The 19,297-nt window shown below is 34.8% G+C and carries 19 protein-coding genes; 5 read left to right on the top strand and 14 right to left on the bottom strand.

Features of this window, described 5'->3' with window-relative positions; genetic code table 11:
• Positions 1 to 427: 427 nt before the first annotated feature.
• The 5 genes from IKV95_RS02030 to IKV95_RS02010 all read right to left on the bottom strand — a co-directional run bounded on the left by IKV95_RS02030 (position 428) and on the right by IKV95_RS02010 (position 5,860).
• Positions 428 to 1,207 (bottom strand): MurR/RpiR family transcriptional regulator, encoded by a 780-nt coding sequence (locus tag IKV95_RS02030; RefSeq protein ID WP_029092126.1) that lies wholly within the window; start codon positions 1,205 to 1,207, stop codon positions 428 to 430.
• Between the two features lie 810 nt (positions 1,208 to 2,017).
• Positions 2,018 to 2,737, bottom strand: coding sequence for a YebC/PmpR family DNA-binding transcriptional regulator (locus IKV95_RS02025; protein ID WP_029092127.1), 720 nt, complete (start codon positions 2,735 to 2,737; stop codon positions 2,018 to 2,020).
• A 66-nt stretch (positions 2,738 to 2,803) separates the two neighbouring features.
• Positions 2,804 to 3,301: a GNAT family N-acetyltransferase gene (locus IKV95_RS02020; RefSeq protein WP_069126121.1), complete on the bottom strand. Its 498-nt coding sequence runs from the start codon at positions 3,299 to 3,301 to the stop codon at positions 2,804 to 2,806.
• 157 nt (positions 3,302 to 3,458) lie between these two features.
• Positions 3,459 to 4,811, bottom strand: coding sequence for an aspartate ammonia-lyase (locus IKV95_RS02015; RefSeq protein ID WP_036027659.1), 1,353 nt, complete (start codon positions 4,809 to 4,811; stop codon positions 3,459 to 3,461).
• 209 nt (positions 4,812 to 5,020) lie between these two features.
• Positions 5,021 to 5,860: a glycoside hydrolase family 191 protein gene (locus IKV95_RS02010; RefSeq protein WP_287451363.1), complete on the bottom strand. Its 840-nt coding sequence runs from the start codon at positions 5,858 to 5,860 to the stop codon at positions 5,021 to 5,023.
• A gap of 131 nt (positions 5,861 to 5,991) precedes the next feature.
• Between IKV95_RS02010 and IKV95_RS02005 the strand changes: the two genes are divergently transcribed.
• Positions 5,992 to 6,444, top strand: a complete 453-nt coding sequence (locus IKV95_RS02005; protein ID WP_287451362.1) for a MarR family winged helix-turn-helix transcriptional regulator — start codon at positions 5,992 to 5,994, stop codon at positions 6,442 to 6,444.
• Positions 6,437 to 7,468, top strand: a complete 1,032-nt coding sequence (locus IKV95_RS02000; RefSeq protein WP_069120244.1) for a saccharopine dehydrogenase NADP-binding domain-containing protein — start codon at positions 6,437 to 6,439, stop codon at positions 7,466 to 7,468. The genes IKV95_RS02005 and IKV95_RS02000 overlap by 8 nt, the downstream gene beginning before the upstream one ends.
• Positions 7,469 to 7,566: 98 nt before the next feature.
• On the opposite strand, the gene IKV95_RS01995 is transcribed toward IKV95_RS02000, so the two are convergent.
• From IKV95_RS01995 to IKV95_RS01960, 8 genes are all read right to left on the bottom strand, one after another.
• Positions 7,567 to 9,576 carry an alpha/beta hydrolase gene (locus tag IKV95_RS01995; RefSeq protein ID WP_287451361.1) on the bottom strand — a complete coding sequence of 670 codons (2,010 nt, stop codon included), beginning with the start codon at positions 9,574 to 9,576 and terminating at the stop codon, positions 7,567 to 7,569.
• 165 nt (positions 9,577 to 9,741) lie between these two features.
• On the bottom strand, positions 9,742 to 11,163 hold the full coding sequence (locus IKV95_RS01990; protein ID WP_069126115.1) for a DHA2 family efflux MFS transporter permease subunit: 1,422 nt from the start codon (positions 11,161 to 11,163) through the stop codon (positions 9,742 to 9,744).
• Positions 11,164 to 11,299: 136 nt separating this feature from the next.
• Positions 11,300 to 11,767, bottom strand: coding sequence for a MarR family winged helix-turn-helix transcriptional regulator (locus IKV95_RS01985; RefSeq protein ID WP_069126113.1), 468 nt, complete (start codon positions 11,765 to 11,767; stop codon positions 11,300 to 11,302).
• A gap of 122 nt (positions 11,768 to 11,889) precedes the next feature.
• The gene (locus IKV95_RS01980) at positions 11,890 to 12,060 is read right to left on the bottom strand and encodes a hypothetical protein (RefSeq protein WP_157759352.1); all 171 of its coding nucleotides are present in this window, start codon (positions 12,058 to 12,060) and stop codon (positions 11,890 to 11,892) included.
• 210 nt (positions 12,061 to 12,270) lie between these two features.
• Positions 12,271 to 13,857: a permease gene (locus tag IKV95_RS01975; RefSeq protein WP_287451360.1), complete on the bottom strand. Its 1,587-nt coding sequence runs from the start codon at positions 13,855 to 13,857 to the stop codon at positions 12,271 to 12,273.
• Positions 13,850 to 14,563 carry an ABC transporter ATP-binding protein gene (locus IKV95_RS01970; protein ID WP_029092134.1) on the bottom strand — a complete coding sequence of 238 codons (714 nt, stop codon included), beginning with the start codon at positions 14,561 to 14,563 and terminating at the stop codon, positions 13,850 to 13,852. The genes IKV95_RS01975 and IKV95_RS01970 overlap by 8 nt, the downstream gene beginning before the upstream one ends.
• A gap of 451 nt (positions 14,564 to 15,014) precedes the next feature.
• Positions 15,015 to 15,623 carry a hypothetical protein gene (locus IKV95_RS01965; protein ID WP_287451359.1) on the bottom strand — a complete coding sequence of 203 codons (609 nt, stop codon included), beginning with the start codon at positions 15,621 to 15,623 and terminating at the stop codon, positions 15,015 to 15,017.
• Positions 15,624 to 15,743: 120 nt separating this feature from the next.
• Positions 15,744 to 16,322, bottom strand: a complete 579-nt coding sequence (locus IKV95_RS01960; protein ID WP_119905033.1) for a helix-turn-helix domain-containing protein — start codon at positions 16,320 to 16,322, stop codon at positions 15,744 to 15,746.
• 1,138 nt (positions 16,323 to 17,460) lie between these two features.
• Between IKV95_RS01960 and IKV95_RS01955 the strand changes: the two genes are divergently transcribed.
• The 3 genes from IKV95_RS01955 (at position 17,461) to IKV95_RS01945 (ending at position 18,637) form a co-directional block, all read left to right on the top strand.
• A complete protein-coding gene (locus IKV95_RS01955) occupies positions 17,461 to 17,790 on the top strand; it encodes a DUF3969 family protein (RefSeq protein ID WP_119905035.1) in 330 nt (109 codons plus the stop codon).
• Positions 17,791 to 17,984: 194 nt separating this feature from the next.
• Positions 17,985 to 18,245, top strand: coding sequence for a hypothetical protein (locus IKV95_RS01950; RefSeq protein ID WP_287451358.1), 261 nt, complete (start codon positions 17,985 to 17,987; stop codon positions 18,243 to 18,245).
• Positions 18,246 to 18,394: 149 nt separating this feature from the next.
• Positions 18,395 to 18,637: a hypothetical protein gene (locus tag IKV95_RS01945; RefSeq protein WP_069120260.1), complete on the top strand. Its 243-nt coding sequence runs from the start codon at positions 18,395 to 18,397 to the stop codon at positions 18,635 to 18,637.
• A 95-nt stretch (positions 18,638 to 18,732) separates the two neighbouring features.
• Here the strand turns inward: IKV95_RS01945 and IKV95_RS01940 are convergent, their stop codons facing one another.
• On the bottom strand, positions 18,733 to 18,912 hold the full coding sequence (locus IKV95_RS01940; RefSeq protein ID WP_036042274.1) for a hypothetical protein: 180 nt from the start codon (positions 18,910 to 18,912) through the stop codon (positions 18,733 to 18,735).
• Between the last annotated feature and the right edge of the window lie 385 nt (positions 18,913 to 19,297).

Genomic DNA, 19,297 nt, shown 5'->3' with positions numbered 1-19,297 from the left:
TCAACTTGTATTTGATAACTTAAAATTAACAGATATACCCCAATAAAGAAAGCGCTTTCGAATTAAAGTAATAACTTACATTTGACGAAAAAAATTTCGTCACAATATACTAACAAAGTGACAATGGATTGGTACATCAACATAAGGAGTAGTACTCTAAGTAATTAACAGAAGGAGTGGTACATCTACATAAGGAGTGGTGTGTTACTTCAACATAAGGAGTGGTACTTCAACATAAGGAGTGGTACTCGCTGTCGCTCCGTCCCATACTACTCTCGTAAAGCGAATGAATTCGCTACGATATTAGCACCCATACTGTTCTCGTAAAACGGATAAATCCGCTACGATATTAGCAAAGGAGTGGTACTCGCTTGCGCTCCGTCCCATACTGTCTTTGTAAGCTCATTTCTTCGCAACAACGTCAGTATTATCTTTCAATGCCGGATGCTTTTAAATAATTTAAAATGAGTAGTTCTAACAAAACGTTAAATGGGATTCTTGAGGACATATCAATTTCACCATAATAACAATTAGTGACTGCTGCTGTCATTGTTAATGTACTTAGTTTCTCCAAACTGCTGTTTTCACAGCCAATCAATGCCAAAACGGGTACTTTATTAGCTTTCAATGCTTTTGCATAGGCTAAAACATGGGGTGTTTCTCCTGAATATGAAATGATAATGGCTAAATCTTTTTTTGTAAGGTTGCGTGCAACAATATCTAATTCATCCCAATCTCCTCGGGCGGAGCTTGTTTTGCCTGCAAATGTTAATTTACGGCTTGCTTCCATACATGTTGGGAGCGAGGCACCGACTCCGAAAAATTCGATTGCCTGACTTTTGATAAGGTAATTAGTCGCTTGGTTTAATTTTTCTTCTGATAGACGGGCTAATGTTTTTTCAATTTCTGTCTGTATACGTTGAACTTGATGTGTCAGTGATTCAGTGCGAACATCCATAATAGTTTCACTTTCGTTATTTTCAAGTGCTTGAGCCACTGCATATTTGAATTGTTGAAACCCTTCAAAACCTAACTGTTTACAACAACGGCTGATTGTCGCTGTTGAAATAAATAGTCGCTTCGAAATCGAATCAATTGTGCTTTTAACGAACAACTCAGGAGATGCTATCACATCATTTAAAAAGGTTGTTTCCAATTGACTAAGATGCCCTTTGTGCTGTTCTAATTTTTTTACTAGTATATTCATTGCACGTCTCTCCCTACCTATCAAGTATCTGTTACTTATATCATATCATTTTAGACAGTCTATCTTAAATTACTTTTTATCATTCTACAAAAAAATAGTGAAACTATCATCATTTGTTTATTAAAAGCTTATTATCTCTACTCACAAATATTTTTTATTTCTGTATAATAAAAGATGGGAGGCGATTAACTATGAATTTAACGATTGTTCCAATACTAAGTATCATCGTCTGGTATTTCGCTATTAAAGAATTATCGAAATCAGAGCATAAACAAAACATACGCAGGGTAATAATTTTAACAGCTGCCGGCACACTTCTTACGTCTGTGCTAACTGTATCACTTTTTCAACACTTATTTTTATAATTTTAACAGAGCTTTTTCAAAACGAAAAGGCTTTTTTCATCTACGATCTAAAAGAAGTAATGGCGAGTCCTATCAGAATAAGCAGAAAGATTATTTTAAAATTTAATTGTGATAGTTTCTTTCCCATCAAAAAATTAACGCCACAATAAATTATAATTGAAAGATATAATATTTGTAAAAAACAATGCATTTGACTCCTCCTTTGCGCTAACTCCAGTATACCTTAATTAAATCATTATTTTTCTTCCTTGAGTTAACGTTAAAAATCAAACAGTATCATTAAAGGGCGGCCATTCCTTTTTACAAATCTACTTATGCTCAATAAATAATTAACCTTAAAAAAAACTTACAAAAAAGCTAATTTCCCATCGATCATTATCGATGAAAAATCAGCTTTTTTGTTCTTCCCCCACTTTAAACTAAGGAAAAGTGTATTCTATTACGATTAATTTTCAAAGCTCACGTTATGATGGACTTTTTGTACATCTTCCAGCTCTTCAAGTGCATCGATTAGTTTTTCAAAAGTAACGATGTCTTCTTCAGATAAAGATACTTCATTTTGAGCAATCATCTCAACTTCAGCAACTGTGAATTCAGTAACACCGTCGGCTTTTAAAGCTTCTTGAACACTGTGGAAATCCTCTGGTTCTGCATATACAATCACTTGATCTCCTTCAGTCATCACATCGCGGATTTCAAGATCTTGTTCTAATAACATTTCAAAAATCGCATCGGCTTCCTTACCTTCGAAACCAAATACAGCTGTGTTATCAAACATGTAAGCAACTGCTCCAGAAACACCCATGTTTCCACCATTTTTACCAAAAGCAGAACGAACTTCCGCTGCTGTACGGTTGACATTGTTTGTTAACGTATCAACAATAACCATAGCGCCGTTTGGTCCAAAACCTTCGTAGCGTAATTCAGAGTATGTTTCATCACTTGAACCTTTTGCTTTTTCAATTGCGCGGTCCATGACGTGTTTTGGAACGTTATATGTTTTTGCACGTTCCATTACCGATTGTAATTTACGGTTTGTTTTCGGATCAGGATCACCTTGTTTAGCTGCTACATAAATTTCAACACCAAATTTAGCGAAAACCTTACTGCTTGTTGCTTCTTTTGCTGCTTTTTTATCTTTTATATTTGCCCATTTACGACCCATTATTTCACATCTCTTCCATTGTTTTGTCTATTCAATTATAAGCTAAATAACGTCATTTGTTAAGTTTTATTTTAGTCCTTTACTAGTCGCTACATCCTGTAATTTTTGTCCAGTTAGACGATAAGTAGTCCAATCGCTCATTTGTTCTGCGCCCAGTGCCAAATAAAAATCAATACTTGGCTGATTCCAATCCAAACAGCACCATTCCAAACGACCGCAACCACGCTCAACTGTTAATTGTGCTAAATGTTCAATAAAGGCTTTGCCAAAACGTTTACCTCGATACTCTGGTAAAACATAAAGGTCTTCTAAATAAATACCAGCCTTGCCTAAAAATGTCGAAAAATTATGGAAAAATAGCGCAAACCCAACGGCTTCACCCTTATATTCCCCGATGATGACTTCTGCGGCTTTTTTATCAAATAACCACTCTGTTAACAACGCTTCAGTTGCAACAACTTCGTTTGCCATTTTTTCATACTCCGCTAAGCCTTTGATAAACGTCAGAACCAAGCCAACATCTTCTCTTTGTGCTGTTCTAAAAATCAGTTCACTGTTACTCATCTTGTCCTAACCCCTTTTGCTTTTTATTCTATCATTTATTTCAAAGATAGCTCTCTCAATAGAATAACAGATAGGATTAATTTTGCCCATATTCACCATCAAAAACAGCCATTTCAACAACAATTAACTCGTTACTAAAACAACTGTTTCGCTTAAGTTATACTAACGTATTCATCAATTGTTCAGATACACCCTCCTCTAGCGCTACTTCTCTTATCGTTTTCCCAGAAGAAAGTGCACGTTTTGTAATGCTTGCTGCTTCTGCATAACCGACTGTTTCAGAAAGTGACGTCGATAAATACATACTTTGTTCAAGTAGTTCCTTACAACGTGCTTCATTGGCAACAATATCCATCAAACAATTATCAACAAAGGTTGTTATACTCTTTTCAAGTAAATTGAATGACTCTAATAATTTATAAAAAATAACAGGTTCAAAGGCATTCAACTCTAATTGTCCACCTTCTGCTGCCATCGTTATAGTGACATTATTGCCTATTACTACAAAAGCGCATTGATTCACAATTTCTGGTATCACAGGATTAATCTTCCCTGGCATAATTGATGAGCCATTTTGCTTCACTGGAATAATTAACTCGCCAATCCCAGCTCGGGGGCCTGATGATAACAACCGTATATCATTCGCAATTTTGGATAAACTGACTGCCGCTACTTTTAATGTATCACTGAGTGCAACATACCCTTCAATATTTTGTGTGCCATCTATTAAATCTTCAGCAATTGTTAATGACTCACCACTTAGCGCACATAAAATCGGTAATAACTTAGCACTGAATTGTGGATGTGTTGTAATCCCCGTTCCAATCGCTGTACCACCCATATTAAGTGTACACAATTCTATTTTAACCTGTTTCAAGCGTTTTAGATTACGTTTCATTACCGAGTAATACGCATGAAATTCATCGCCTAAAGTTAACGGTACAGCATCACTTAACTGCGTACGACCAATTTTTTTAATTGTTTTAAACTGATCTGCTTTTTGACTAAATACCTCAATTAAACGTTCAAGGGCTACTTCTAACCCACGCATTTTCTTCAAAAATGTCAGTTTTCCTGCGGTTGGATAAACATCGTTAGTAGACTGACCTTTATTTACATCATCAATAGGGTGAACGATAGAATAGTCACCTTTGACACCTCCCAGCAATTCAATCGCACGATTAGCCAACACTTCATTCATATTCATGTGACTACTTGTCCCTGCACCACCTTGCAATGGATCTACGATAAAGTGATCATGAAATGCACCAGCGATTACTTCATTGGCTGCATCTACAATTGCTCCAGCAACATTAACTTCTATCATGCCCAGTTCAGCATTTGCTAATGCGGCTGCTTTCTTTATTTCAGCAAGACTGATGATAAAATCAGTCTCCAATAACTCACCTGTAATATTAAAATTGTTTTTAGCTCGGGCAGCATTCACACCATAATACGCTGTTTCTGGAATATTTAACACACCAACGCTGTCACTCTCTTGTCTAAACATCGTCTTCCCCCTCAAACAAAATTGTTTTAACCACTTATCGCACTTATTGTTAGCGCTTACATTTATAAGTAAATTAACAAGTACTTCCACTATTAATTTTAACATAGAGCTATTAAATTATGTACAAGAAGTGTCCGAAAAACACAGATAATACATACAAAAAAACAGTAATCCTTAAATGGATTGCTGCTTTTTAGTTTTCATGTCAATTACTTATCAAACCATTCGTTATAATGTGACCCCTTTGGATTATACATGAATTTAAAATGATGTTTTTTGGCTAACTTTTCACTTTTTTGTTTATCTTTAAATGAGACAACAAACACTTCAACGTGTTCTTTTTGTCGTATACGTTCTAAACGTTTAATCTGTTGCTGCGCCCAGTCATCTTGTTGTAGTTCAGTATAATTAAAATCTTCCCACATGATAAAATCGACATACGGTGCCGTTGCTTTTTCTAGTGTATCGAAGCCCCAATTTTGTCCGATTAATAATTTTGGTTGCTGTTTTTTCAATGTCTTTAAAACATTAACCATCCCAGCCCGATAAGCTTTTTGCTGTTTTGATGGCACAAAATCATCAATGTTACCAACCGTATCAAAAAAGACACCATCTAAACCTTTTTTTATCACTTGCTGTTGGACTTCTTTTATCAACAACTCTTGATAATGTTTCGAGGTCATGTTCACAAGATAAGAGTCCCATTCTTTAAAATACTTTTTCTTTTTAGCTTTATCATAATAAAAATCTTCTTTTTGCATTTTCTTATAAAACGCTTTATTCCAACGATCTACCTCCATCGCATTCACATAGCCAAATACAAGTGTCCCTTGTTTTTGCATTTTTTTAATGGCTGCTTTATTCATCTCCAAAGGTTCAATCACCATCATATCAATATTTTTGGCCTTCTTCATCATCTGTGGTGTCTCTTTATCAAGATAATAGCGATAAGACGATACGTTTGCTAACTGTTTAGCTTGCGCTGCCGTAGATCCCACAATGACTAAACACAATACTATTATGACCGTGAAAAAAACTTGTTTTTTCATTTTATGCTCCCCCTTATAACGCTTTAAAAATCAACTTATTCCCTTACTCTATCATACCCTTTTTCTGTAAGACTTTCTAAATTTAAATGATTTAAGTTGCTTTATTTTAGTTTAGTTGCTAAACTAAACTCATGAAACCAATACAAACGCGTACCCTCGCATTAGGGCAAATGATACACCACCTCTGTTTATTAGAAAAACAACCCTTTGATGTTCCAGAAATTGGCTTAGTCACACCCAGCGAGTTTCACTTAATAGATGCTTTAAATAACCAACCAAAAACTGGAAAGGAATTATGTCAAAATTTACAAATTACTAAAGGCGCTGTTTCACAACTGACTGAACGCCTCATATCAAAAGGGTGGTTAATACAAACACCTTCACCAACTGACAAACGCAGCGTACTGTATTCATTAACCGAAAGTGGTAAAAAAATTGCAGTCGCTCACTTTGCTATTGCTCAACAGTTTCATCATCATTTAACGACCCAATTCTCATCAGCTGACATGCAAACAATCGATGCTGGCTTTAAGACTTTGGCAGATTACTTAAAAACTTTATTGGAGGAAAATAGCAATGACTAAAAATAAAATCATGCTCATAGGTGGACACGGTCATGTAGGGCGTATTATTACAAAAAATTTAGCTCCTCATTTTCCCGAGCAATTAATCATTGCCGGTCGTAATCGTCGGACAATGGAGCAATTTGTTGCTGACTCACAATTACCGCTTCAAGTAGCTGAATTTGATATTACACAGCCGATCGATGACACACTTTTCACTGATGTTAAACTTGTTGTGGTATGTATTGATCAGGTGACAACAGACTTTGTATCTTACTGTAATAATGCTGGCATAGATTATATTGATGTAACTGCCAATACCGCTTTTTATAAGCAGTTAGCTGTCTTACCTCTTACAGAAAAATCAGCTGTTGTATATAGTGTGGGATTGGCACCTGGTTTGACTAACTTAATGTTAGCAAAATTGTATGAAAATGCGCCTTCTTTCCAAAGGGCAGATATAAAAGTACAACTTGGCTTAGCTGATGCACATGGAGATGCTGCGATTGATTGGACTTTAAATCAGCTCAATGAGACATACACATTACGTGGGGAGAAAAACCCACTCAAAACTTTTTCCAAGCGACGTTTACTTGAGCTAGGTAAAACAAAGCAACCTGTTTACCTGTTTAATTTTTCAGACCAGCATACCTTACGTGACCAGTTCCCTAATCGTAGGATTACTACTTATCTTGGCTTTGACTCGAGAGTTGTCACTGGCTTAATGCACCAAATGCAAAAATGGCGCTTATTGCCGCTACTTAATCGACCGTTTATTTTTAAGAGTGTCAAAAAAATGATGACCGCGAAAGTCATCGGAAGCGATGCTTTTTATGCACAAGTTGCAACCTATGATAAAAATGATCAGTTGTTACAGCAACTGACTGTCACTGGACATGATGAAGCGCGTGCTACTGGTTTGATTGCTGCTTTCTTGATAAAAAAAGTTTATGCAACAAAAGACCCTGCTGGCTTTGTCCAAATCGATCATTATTGTTCGTTTGATGACGTTGTAGAAGCTATTCCTGAACTGACCGTGCTTTAATTTTATTGGTAGAAACAAGAGTCCAAGCGTTGTGTGTACTTTTAGTTGTAGCTAGTAGTAAAAAACACCCGTCCTTTTATGAGACGGGTGTTCGTTTTTTATTCAGTGACTGTGACAACCATTGATTTACTCGTATTACCTTTTACATCGCTATTTATTAAATGTAAAATGGGTTGATTCAATGAAACGTTAGTGCTTAGCTTAAAAAATCCGTTATCATCAGAATGTACTTCAATCAATTGCTCTTTGGTTGGTGTCATTAATCTTACAGTCGTATTTGGTTCTGCTTTCCCTGAAATATTAATCGTATTTCTATGGAATGACGTACTTGTTATTTTTATTTGCGCTGGTGGTGTCACATCTGTATTAACAACTGAGATGTCATGATAATACATTTGCGTATAAGTTCTACCTAATAGATTATACACCGTCATTTTAGTTCCAAAAAACACGCTCAACTCACCTGTTTTTGTTGCTTTTACCGCTAAAGATTGAGCAACTTTTCCAGTTGTTTTTTGCGTCTCTTCTTTCATCGCTGTACCAATACCATATCTGTTTTGTGACTCACTCCACTCCAACGGATTGGGGTTAAGCGTATTGAAACTCAATTGATACTCCTCTCCGGAAACTGCTAGAATCTCTTGTTTGAGATAAGCACCGATCCCCGCAGATTGTGTATAAAACCGAATTCCTCCGTTATTCATTTTAGAGATAGCACCACGATAAGTGCTGTAATTTGAAATGTCAGTTGCGAATTCTATTTCATTATTTTTACTGTTTTTACTTACAGTTGTTGCTTTATAATTCTTGCCATCCCCACTTGTTTGCCAGTTTGAAATACCTGTTTTCGAGTCATTAATTTTCAAATCAGTATTCAAGAGCAAATTTTCTGTAGGTGCTAGTGTGGCTGGTAACGGTTTTATTAACGCAGCTGTTTTTAAAAAGTGACGCACTTTATCTTTATAGGCTTGACCACCTACTGCTAAATTTTGTGCGTGTGCCGCTCCAACTACTTCTAGCTGTTCTTTATAACCAGAAGCTGCTTCATATAATTCATCTTTCGCCTTTGGAGGTATAAAACCATCACTTGTTCCGTGAATAAATAATTTTGGCACGGATGAATGTTCGACCGCTTTAAGTGGTGAAATATCGAATAAATCAACTTTCAAAATAGGTTTCACATGCTTTTCATTCAAATTATCCACCAAACGATCTTCATAGGCATACCAATCAACGAGATTGACGATTGGGATATATTGTAAACGTGAGGTTAAAATACGCATAACATCGTGTGCTTGATCAGAAATCGTAGCATAACCACAGTCTTCAATTATGGCTTCAATATCTAACGTTGGACTAATCACATCCTGAGACATCATCACCGTTGCTGCTCCCATTGATACGCCCATCAACACAAATTTTTGTTGTGGGTTTTTGGCTTGTTCTTGTAAAAGCCAAGCGTTTAAATCATTTTTTTCATATGCGCCAAATGTAATATATGTGCCTTCACTTGCACCACTAGCACGAGAATCCGGTATTAACACATTATAACCTTCGTCACTTAAAAATTGTGCTTCCTTCATAACATTCATTGGATTAGAGCGATAACCATGGTGAACTAGCGCTGTCTTATCTGATTTATTATCGATGTAGAAGGCATGTAACTTAATATTTGAATGTGTTGTTTCATCATATACTGTTAAGTATCGATCACTTTTATTCGTTAACCCTTCAAACCATTTACTCTGTTGGATTTTGCCTAGAAAGCCAAAAAAATCAGCCACTTTAATTGTCGGATTATCACGCTTAGTTGTAATTTCGAATGCGAGTTCCGCAAGAGTATCTGTTAAGTAATTAATAGCTTTAGTAGTGGGTTTACCACTACGAGTTAACGTTAATTCACCCTCAATCTCATTTTCTAGATAGTCTTCAATGTTATTTATAAGTGCTTGTTCATTTTTTGGTAATTCTTTTCGTTCTGCTAGTGTTTTAATTTCAAAATTATCAGTCGTTTTCTCACTTGTTGCAGCATTTGCATTCGCAGTAAAAACAACAGTATTACCCACAATTAATAAGATTGAAAGTGCTACTAATACTAACTTTTTCATTTCTTCATTCCTCTCATTATGTATCAGGCAATTCTTGCCATCCTCTTTTTAAATTAACATATGAGAGGGTACTCAACGAGCCACTTTTTTGTTGTTAAAACTGCTCATTTTGCGCTTGTTTTTCAATAAAAATCATGCTGAAACGCTTAGGCATCGTATTCCTTGTCAACTATCACCCGTAACTGCCTTTCTTTTATTGGTTAAGAATACACTGGGAATAAAAATAAGTACCAATACCACTGCTGAAATGAGGAATCCTGCTTGGTAGCTTTTTAATTCGGCTATTAATGTTGGCTGTAATCCTTGCATCATTGTAGCAACACTTGTCGCAATTAAAGCTGTTCCAAAACTGGCACCCAAATTCTCAATAATTGTTATCCCAACACCTGCCTCAGGCAACTGCTTACTACTTAGACCCGTGTAAGCATCGCTCATTAGAGGCAAATTAATCCCACCAAAACTGGTCCCACGAATAAAGAGCAAGATAACAATCCAAACCATACTCGTGTTAGCTGTAATAAACACCAACGGGATTGACCCAATAAGTGCAATAGCCAGACTTACCAGCACCACATACTTCGCTCCAATTTTATCAATCAGCTTTCCAATCAACGGGCGTGTCACAAGCATTCCTATCCCTTGTGGCATTAATGCGAGAGCCGCTTGACTGGGCGTAAACTGATGAATAGTAATAAAAAAGAGTGGCAAAATTAACATGGGTCCCATAATGGCAATGTTAGCAAGAAACAAACCACTGCTAGCTGCTAAATAAGTTTTATGTTTAAACAAGCTAAGCGGCAACACCGTTTGATTTTTGCGGATTTTATTATAACTAACATACACAACGATTAAAATGATACCGATGCTGAGCCATAGTATGGTTTGTTTATTATTAAACGACGCTTCATCTGCGGCTTTCGTAATCCCATAAATGAGCGCTATACTCATTAATGCTAGCGTTAAGATGCCAAAAACATCAAGTTTACTTTGCTTGTTGAAAGGCTCAAAAGGCGGAATAAATTTTAACATCAACGGTACTGCGATGAGAACAATAAAAATATTAATGAAAAAAATCCAATGCCACGATGCTCCTTGTACGATAAAACCTCCCAAAACAGGTCCTAGTATAGGCCCTAATATCATCGGTGTACTCACAATTGCCATCACACGACCGAGGTTTTCTTGGCCCGCGGTTTTAACTAATAGCGTCATCATCAACGTCGTGATGATACCTGCACTAAACCCTTGTAGTAACCTCAAAATAATAAAACTGTAAACGTTCCAGCTAAAACCGATTAAAAATGATAGGAGCCCAAATGCTATCACTGCGCCAATAAAGATACGTTTCCCATTGAATTGGTTCATCAACCAACCAGAAATGGGGACAGCGATTGCCAAAGCTAAAACATACCCCGTTACAGACCATTGTAAAATTGCTAATGTGGTATTAAAATCCTTTATTAATGTATCCAAAGCGATATTGACCATTGTTGAATCAAGCATCGGTGCAATCGCTCCTAATGCAATTGCCCATGATGCAGCTAACATAGCTTTTGGTAAACGCTCAACTTTTCGGTGATCTTTCATAATGTTGTTCTCCTTCTTATTCCTATATTGTTTCTCTGTCAACAAAATAATAACAGCGTTTTGTTTCCTTGTCAACAATAAAAAAGAAAAATTAAAAACAGCCATGCTAATTTGAACATGACTGTCTCCTTTAGAGTTAATTAAGCGTTAGGCCTTGTTTTTTAATTTCGTTATCTAAATGTTCATCATACAAGGCGACAAACTTCAATAATTCATTATAGTTGTCTTCTGTTACCTGTTCGAACACAGCACGATCACGTTCTCTAAAATAATCATGTTGCGCTTCATGTATTTGATAAACGGCTTCCCCTTGTTCAGTTAGTCTAAAGTAGATTTCTTTACGATTCCCATCTTTTTGATAACTTTCAATCACTTTTTTATCAACTAATTTTTTTGTAAGCCGACTCAGAGCACCACGTGTCATATAAAGTGCTTCTGCTAAAATCGTTACATTTGGATCCTGCTTTTTTTTTATTGCTTCGATACAATGCACTTCAGAAGACTTGTACCCCTTCAGCTGTTCTTCCATTCGTGACTTGTTTAACCACGCCATCTTATTAAATAAGTCACGTACTTGTTCTGAAACTTGAGCTTCTTTAGACATGCTGTATCCTCTCCCATTATATAATTATGTTTATCATAGCATATTGCAATGGCTTTAGGAAAGCACTTGTTCCCAACGTACTTTGTTACAAAAGAAAACATAATTTTTTCTCAATTATATTATTAATACCCTTTGTATGTTAAGAATTTAACAAATGCATACACACATAAAACCCACGACCATCCAGTAATGCTTCGTGCAACTCTATCTGACACTGGTAAATAATCAGGAGCAAAAAAGCCTAGTAGAACAATAATGCCCGTCACTAACAATAAGACTAAATATTTATTCATTGTATCTCTCCTCGTTAGATTCATCTGATGCTTCATTCTAACATGTTATCTCCACGCTTTCCAAACCAATTATTAATTTCTGTATTAAAAATGTTAACTTTAAGCTTTATTGAAAAAAATCGGCTTAATTATCTACTAAATTAACCCAGATCAGAAAGTTTTAGCTGGGTTTTTATCTAAAAAAACAGCCACAAACGACTGCTTTTAATTCTATAATCGTTTCTTAAGCAACAGCTTAAACATAATATGTGACGCTCCTAGCAATAACACTACGATACTGGTCGTATAAATGGCATAGCCGCTATCATTAAGGAACACTGGTACAGATCCTAAAATCACGGCAATTAATAAACTTCCAAGCATCCCTATTACGGCTGACATACTCTGCTTAACCACCTGTGTTTCTGACTCCCAGTCGTAATTAGCAAATTGATAATTTATAAAAAGTCCCCATGTTGCAGAAAAGATAGCAAATATGAGCGGAATAACTAACATCATCAGTCCTTGATACAAAGTTGCTTTAATACCAATAATAAAAAGACTTCCACTTATTAGAGCTACTGGGACAGTTAAAGTGAGATTAACGAGTATTTTACTAAGATAAATATCACGCAGGCGTAAAGGTAATCTTTTAAGTATCCAAAGATTTTTACCTTCTAATGACAACGATACGCTACTTGTGTTGGACATGCCTATCATTGCCGCCAATATAAAAGGTGCTAATTTTGGTAAAAACACGACTAATTCAGGTAAGCCTACCATTATCGCTAATCTTTCACTTCCAACAATTACTACTGCGACTGACATAATAACTGACATGACCAATCCAACAACCATATTAGTCACATAAATAGTAGATGATAAAAAGCGTTTCAGCTCTTTACTATATAGAGCAGTCAGAACGTTGCCACTGTTTAAACGATTAACTTCATAATTACTCTTATTATAGGTTGAAGATATTCTGGTGTTAAGCGATTTATATTTAAAAGATAACACTTTTACAAATAATAGGTACCACACTATCGAAATTGCTATAAAGCTTATAAATTGTAACCATTTCTCCTCTACTATTCCGTTGTGGTACAATTCTGCGATTGGATAAATTTTGAAAGATTCGTTGATAAATATCCTCGATAAGTCATTTAATTGATTAATATCAAAGCTCTGATTGAATCCACCCGCAAATAAGGAAGCCGCTAAAATACTAATAAGCAGCATTATCATTAACACCGTTGATATAAGTGAGGCATGTTTTGTTCTTGAAGCAATTGCTGTAATAACTGCTCCGATAATAGTCGCAATTGTTGTAGGTATGAGTGTTACCGTAAACATAGCAATAATCCAAAAACAATAAAACAGCCTATTAGGATTGCTAAAAACAGCATATATAACGCCCGCTGGCAACATGATTAAAAGCGATAACAGTGTGTTCCAAATATATAAATACATAAAGCGGCTCGCAATAATTGTCGTTGTTTTTATAGGTAATGACATCAAGGTATCATAATCAAAAAAACCAAATAATTCACCGTTTGCTTTGAAAACAGTAAAAAAGAATGAGAGCAAACTAGCTATCAAAAATGCATAAAGTGGAATTAATTGTGTCATGTTTAAATAACCCAGACCATAGGCGATTGCCCCACTATAAAAACTTGCCATTAATGCGATAATAGCAAGACATATCAAGTATATCAGGCGTTTGCTTTTTTCTTTTTTATGACCTGCCACTTTGAATATATTTAAACGTTGTTGCGAAATAAAACGAACTCTTAGCAACAACCAAATATTCTTATCCATTTTCAAGCACCTCCATAAAGAGGTCTTCTAAAGATTGTTCTTTTACTAGTTGCTCCATTTCGCCATTAATTGCGATTTTACCATGATGAATCATCGCAATTTTATTACATAATTTTTGTGCAACATCTAATACATGAGTTGAGAAAAAAACAGCGCTCCCTCTCGTGCATAGGTCTTTCATAATATTGCGTAAAACAATCGCTGCTTTTGGATCTAACCCAACAAAAGGTTCATCAAGAATCAGTAGCTTAGGTTTGTGTATCACTGCACCAATTAAAGCGATTTTTTGTTTCATTCCGTGTGAATATGAAGAAATTAAATCACCTAAATTACCCATTATTTCAAAAGCCTCTGCGTATTTTTTAATTTGTTGTTCCCGCTCACTTGATGATAGACCAAAAACATCTGAAATAAAATTAAGATATTGAATACCCGTTAAATGCTCATATAAATCAGGATTATCAGGAATATAGGCGGTTATAGATTTACAGTCAATTGGATTAGTTTTTATAGATAAACCTTCGATATATATTTCGCCTTGCTCAAAATCTAATACCCCTACTACTGCCTTAATTGTAGTGCTTTTGCCGGCACCATTGTGACCTATAAATGCAAAAATATCACCCGCAGCTACTTCGATATTAATATTTTCAACTGCTTGTTTTCCATTATTATACGTTTTACCAAAATTTTTAATTTCTAATATATTCATCTGCTTTCCCCCTTTTTGAATGACAAGTTACTATTGAACTATTTAGTTAATTATAACCCATTAAGAGAATGATTCCCTGTTATTTACTGTTTTTGTATATATATTAATTACTACTATCAACTTTTAGAAAATACTTACTTTCAAAAAAACAACCATAGTAGCTGTCTAAAACTGAATACAATTACAAAAGAGTTCGAACTTTTTTTAATACTGCTGTATTCGCAAACAGTGTTGGCGTAACAACTATGCTTATTCATCAATTAATGCTACATTAGATAACCCCGAGCGTCTGCCATTATTTTAATAAAAGTAACAATGTCTCCTAAAAAGCACATATGATGTTGGTGAAGTATTTATAGTAACTAGCGTGTTATCAAAAAAAAACTACTCTCATATTAGAGACTAGCTTTTTGAAATGGAATGATTAATTTCTTTTTATACTATTTTAATCCAATGGTTTAATGATTAAATCTTTAAAGAAAGCCTCCGTCCCAATATCTACAAATAAACCTATGTTACCTCTTGCCGCAGCGCCAAGCTTCATTTTATCAACAACCAATACAGGTTTCTTCTGATTGTTTAGATAGAAGGTTGCTTTTTCATCAATAACTATTATTTTTAAAGTAATCCACTTATCTAACGCAATATCAGCTGGGCCTTCAAAATCTACTATTCCACGGTTTCTAAAGTAATCAAAAGTGTAGTTTGGGTATGAAAAATATTGCACCCCTCGGTTTTTTCTTACAGGATCAGTTGTTTGTCCATTAGTAGGGCGAACATAAAAAGCTTCAAATTTTGTATCCTCTTCATTGATTCTAAACGCAACACCAATAAAACCTCGTGCAAAATCAGGGGCATCTGGCAAAAGACGACTTAACATCTTCACTTCTATCTCGCCGTTATGAAAAGACGTATTTGAAATTTTCGCATAAGTATTCTCATCAAATGACATTAATTTATCTTTCTTCACTACTCGTAATACGTTTTCACCATCCAACTCTGTATAATCACACTCAGTATGAATTGCTGTATAAGCTATCGAATTAATAGTCAAAATAAATTCCTCCTGGTTAATTAATTTTTAGTCTTCTATTATTGTAATATAAGTATAAATCAACTAAATTTCAAGGTTTTAAAACGAACTTTTGTGTGAAGTTTAGTCACTAATTTATCCTTACCGGAAAAACCAGTTCCATATAAATACGCTGATTAAACAAATAATTGCTGCGGTTAATGTAAATACTAACACTATTTTAATTTTATTCACACGGTCTCTTTTTTTATCTCTTTTTTCTCGCGCTGCTTGAATATTTTTTCCTTCAGTAAAAGCAAGGATTTCTGCATAAGTTTGTATATTTTCCATTTTTTTCATTTTCTCAATTTTCAGTGCCGCTACCATAGAAATCACCCAAAATACCAACGAAATACCAACGCCATACCAACCCCATAAATCCATCAAAGGGACAATAGATATCACCGTCATTATCATAAAAACAAACATTACCCCTGTGTGTTTATTAAATTTTGCAACACCGATTGTTTGTCTCATATTTTCCACATCACCTTTAATTAATTCATCTAAACTCACTTCAAAGAGCGTGCTTAATGCTATTAAATTATGAATATCTGGATATGTATGGTCATTCTCCCATTTAGAGATGGTTTGTCGTGTCACATAGATTTTTTCTGCGAGCTCTTCTTGAGAAAGACCGTCACGTTCACGATAAATTTTTAATTGCTTACTAAAATTCATTAGTTACTACCTCCTTTTATATAATGATAATATAAAAACAGTTAGTTTGTCTGTCTATGAGGATATACTTTGCTTATTTCTCCCTGTACACTTTCGTTTACATGAGTGAAAACATTGATTTAACAGCTTTCTGGCAATTATCACTATTTAGTGAAAATTAATAATAGTTTTATCTCTCTACATACAATAATTAAACACTTGCAAACGTGGTACAACAACATTTTTAACTGTAAAAGTTTATAAATCCCATTTTCGACTCAAAAATACTAATGTTTGGTAGTTCTGCACTTTGCGCCTATTTTTACGGTACACTCTCTTTTTTATAATCGTTTTTGTTAAAATTAAAGCGAGTGATGTCAACGTAGTTGTAAGTTGCGATGAATTTGAACGCAGTAAAAATTAAGATGCAATAAACGACCTTCGAAACCGAAGTGTCGCATTTTATCAACTTCTATGTGTAAATAAAAAAGCTACTATCAAATTAATAACAATAGAAATTGTAATTTTTATGGAGTATAAACTAATGTTTTTCATTCCCGTCATCTATTGACAGACTATTCCGAATTCACTATGATGTAGGTACATCTTTAACGAAAGACAGTTACATTATGTAAAGAAAGAGTCACATTTACTTTATTTTTTTAATAATAGCATTAATATTTAGTAGCATTAACTTTGATACTGTTAGTGCAAGTAATACTGATACCCTAGCTGCCAGTCATCAAATAAGCACTCGTGCCAACAGACCAATGGATGACAGTGGTGGCGCACCAATGGCTCCTAAAGGCAGAGAACTTGGTGGTAGAGCACCTATTCCTAAACCTAATTCCTTACCAAATGGATACTACACCAGTATAAAAAATCACCAAATTATCCAAAGGATTTTAAAGCTTCTAACCTTAAAAAAAATACGGTTAAAAATGGACAGCGTTTAGATAGTTTAAGAAAAGTGAAAAGTGGCGAATGGAAAAAAGTTTATTATGATGGTTATTCTAAAAATAAAAAAGTATCTATCCATTATTTTCAGCATACTAAAAGTCAAAAATAATATGCATAGTAACATTAAAAGATAAAGGAAGTGAGCCCTATTTTAAAGATAAACAGTACGAATTACTATGATAATTCTCGAGCATATTTAATGCTTATGATTGGTGCACTAGAGTCTTATAAAAAAGGGGACATTTCAACTGATCAGCTGCATGCCTATGTTTTCACACCTGCAACTGAGACAACGATGGCTGAAATGCCCTGTCATAAAACCATCCCTGAACTTATCTCAGAAAACTTATACTACGAAGATGACTATAATCCAGATACAAGGATTCGGATGGCTGATGTCGCAATTGCAAAAGCACATTATCTTCTTGCAACACTTAAAAAATTAGAACTTGAAGATCCTGACAATGAATATGATGGGATTTATTCCAATTGGTGGATTCCAATTGATGAAAATGAACAATCTATATGAATTAAGAATACTTGAAATAGACGAAATAGTATTTACTACAAGTCAGATACTTTATTTTTCAATACAGCTGGGATTTACTTGTTAGCTGTATTAACATTGAAACAGTAAGTGCGAGCAGTACGTATCCCCTAACTGAAAGTCATCAAATAAGCACTCGTGCCAATAGACCAATGGATGGCAGTGGTGGCGCACCGATGGCTCCTAAAGGCGGAGGACTTGGTGGTAGAGCACCTATTCCAAAACCTAAGCCTAAGCCTAAACCGAAGCCAAAACCAAAACCGAAAAAAGAACATCAAGTTGTATCCAGCTATAACAATGCTTTGAAAAAGGGACAGAAAACTAACAGCCATAAAGTAACACATGCCACCAAATTTAAGAATAATATTTCTACAAGTGGAAAATCATATTCTTCAGCAGATTTATACAGAAACAATAAACTAGAGATAAGAAGATAATATGGTAAAAGTGGGAAAGTACAGACTGATATCCATTATTCAAATCATGGATATCCAAAAACACATCCTAAAGTACCACATCGTCATAATTGGAAGTGGATTAACGGAAATTGGGCTCCGGGAAAATAATATTAAGAGGTGAAATATAAATGGACAAAAAAGAATGGGAAGATTACAGAAACGACATTGTTGATGAACACCAAGAGCTACCATTTTATTTGGATGGTAAAGAATGGTGGATTTCACGTTTATATGGTGAAGAAAAAAGTTATTTGTTGACAGCTCCAAATTCGGACACGCAGTTTTTCGCAACAGCTGAGGAACTCTTTGAAAAAGGTATCGTCAATGGGAAACCTTTTATGGAACAGGTGCCTTACCTTGATTTGATGTAATAATTAACAGATTACTCTAAAACAAAAAAAGAGCTAAATGCTAGTATAACAGTGTTCAGCTCTTTTTTTGTGTATTTATACTAAAACTAGCATTTTTATTTATATTCTTCTGTTAAAAATTCAATTTGTTTTTCAGTTAATTCAATCATTCCGTTTCCAATCCACGGCGTTCCAATTAGCTTAACTTCAACTGGAGTACTGTACACTCTACTTTGAGCGTTAGAAACGCTTAAGTTAAGCAATTGAGCATACTCCACTGTTCCTTTTTTTGTCATAAAGATAAACTGTTTTTTTACATGATTCATAGTAGGCGTGTTGTTTTCTTCTAAAAAGTTAAAAAAACTCTCATTCTAGCTAAGTGAATGTTCACAGTGATAGCATTTTCAAATGTTTTAGTAAGATATAGTTTAAAATTTCGTAGCTGTTTAAAATCAATCTGCTCAAAAGTTAGTTGAGACAGTTCTAAATACAACAAAAGACACTTCCTTCTAATCTCAAATGAGACAAGTAAGAAAGTGCCTTTATTAAATTGGCATATTACCAAAATTGTTACAAGTAGCAAGTTTTTATGGGATACCAATTATTTGTGAAAAATATTGAATAAGTAGTTGCAGCTATTTTAGTAAGTGTACCTATTTACTCTATTCCCACTCAATTGTT

It is taken from the genome of Brochothrix sp. (assembly GCF_017549435.1).
In the GTDB taxonomy this organism is placed as follows: Bacteria; Bacillota; Bacilli; order Lactobacillales; family Listeriaceae; genus Brochothrix; species Brochothrix thermosphacta.
This window is presented reverse-complemented; position numbering and strand designations above follow the sequence as displayed.

What these genes read in the sequence shown, in the direction of transcription:
- IKV95_RS02030 (WP_029092126.1), bottom strand. Translation starts at nt 1,207, where the DNA reads ATGAATATACTAGTAAAAAAATTAGAACAGCACAAAGGGCATCTTAGT.
- IKV95_RS02025 (WP_029092127.1), bottom strand. Translation starts at nt 2,737, where the DNA reads ATGGGTCGTAAATGGGCAAATATAAAAGATAAAAAAGCAGCAAAAGAA.
- IKV95_RS02020 (WP_069126121.1), bottom strand. Translation starts at nt 3,301, where the DNA reads ATGAGTAACAGTGAACTGATTTTTAGAACAGCACAAAGAGAAGATGTT.
- IKV95_RS02015 (WP_036027659.1), bottom strand. Translation starts at nt 4,811, where the DNA reads ATGTTTAGACAAGAGAGTGACAGCGTTGGTGTGTTAAATATTCCAGAA.
- IKV95_RS02010 (WP_287451363.1), bottom strand. Translation starts at nt 5,860, where the DNA reads ATGAAAAAACAAGTTTTTTTCACGGTCATAATAGTATTGTGTTTAGTC.
- IKV95_RS02005 (WP_287451362.1), top strand. Translation starts at nt 5,992, where the DNA reads ATGAAACCAATACAAACGCGTACCCTCGCATTAGGGCAAATGATACAC.
- IKV95_RS02000 (WP_069120244.1), top strand. Translation starts at nt 6,437, where the DNA reads ATGACTAAAAATAAAATCATGCTCATAGGTGGACACGGTCATGTAGGG.
- IKV95_RS01995 (WP_287451361.1), bottom strand. Translation starts at nt 9,576, where the DNA reads ATGAAAAAGTTAGTATTAGTAGCACTTTCAATCTTATTAATTGTGGGT.
- IKV95_RS01990 (WP_069126115.1), bottom strand. Translation starts at nt 11,163, where the DNA reads ATGAAAGATCACCGAAAAGTTGAGCGTTTACCAAAAGCTATGTTAGCT.
- IKV95_RS01985 (WP_069126113.1), bottom strand. Translation starts at nt 11,767, where the DNA reads ATGTCTAAAGAAGCTCAAGTTTCAGAACAAGTACGTGACTTATTTAAT.
- IKV95_RS01980 (WP_157759352.1), bottom strand. Translation starts at nt 12,060, where the DNA reads ATGAATAAATATTTAGTCTTATTGTTAGTGACGGGCATTATTGTTCTA.
- IKV95_RS01975 (WP_287451360.1), bottom strand. Translation starts at nt 13,857, where the DNA reads ATGGATAAGAATATTTGGTTGTTGCTAAGAGTTCGTTTTATTTCGCAA.
- IKV95_RS01960 (WP_119905033.1), bottom strand. Translation starts at nt 16,322, where the DNA reads ATGAATTTTAGTAAGCAATTAAAAATTTATCGTGAACGTGACGGTCTT.
- IKV95_RS01955 (WP_119905035.1), top strand. Translation starts at nt 17,461, where the DNA reads ATGCTTATGATTGGTGCACTAGAGTCTTATAAAAAAGGGGACATTTCA.
- IKV95_RS01950 (WP_287451358.1), top strand. Translation starts at nt 17,985, where the DNA reads ATGGCTCCTAAAGGCGGAGGACTTGGTGGTAGAGCACCTATTCCAAAA.
- IKV95_RS01945 (WP_069120260.1), top strand. Translation starts at nt 18,395, where the DNA reads ATGGACAAAAAAGAATGGGAAGATTACAGAAACGACATTGTTGATGAA.
- IKV95_RS01940 (WP_036042274.1), bottom strand. Translation starts at nt 18,912, where the DNA reads ATGACAAAAAAAGGAACAGTGGAGTATGCTCAATTGCTTAACTTAAGC.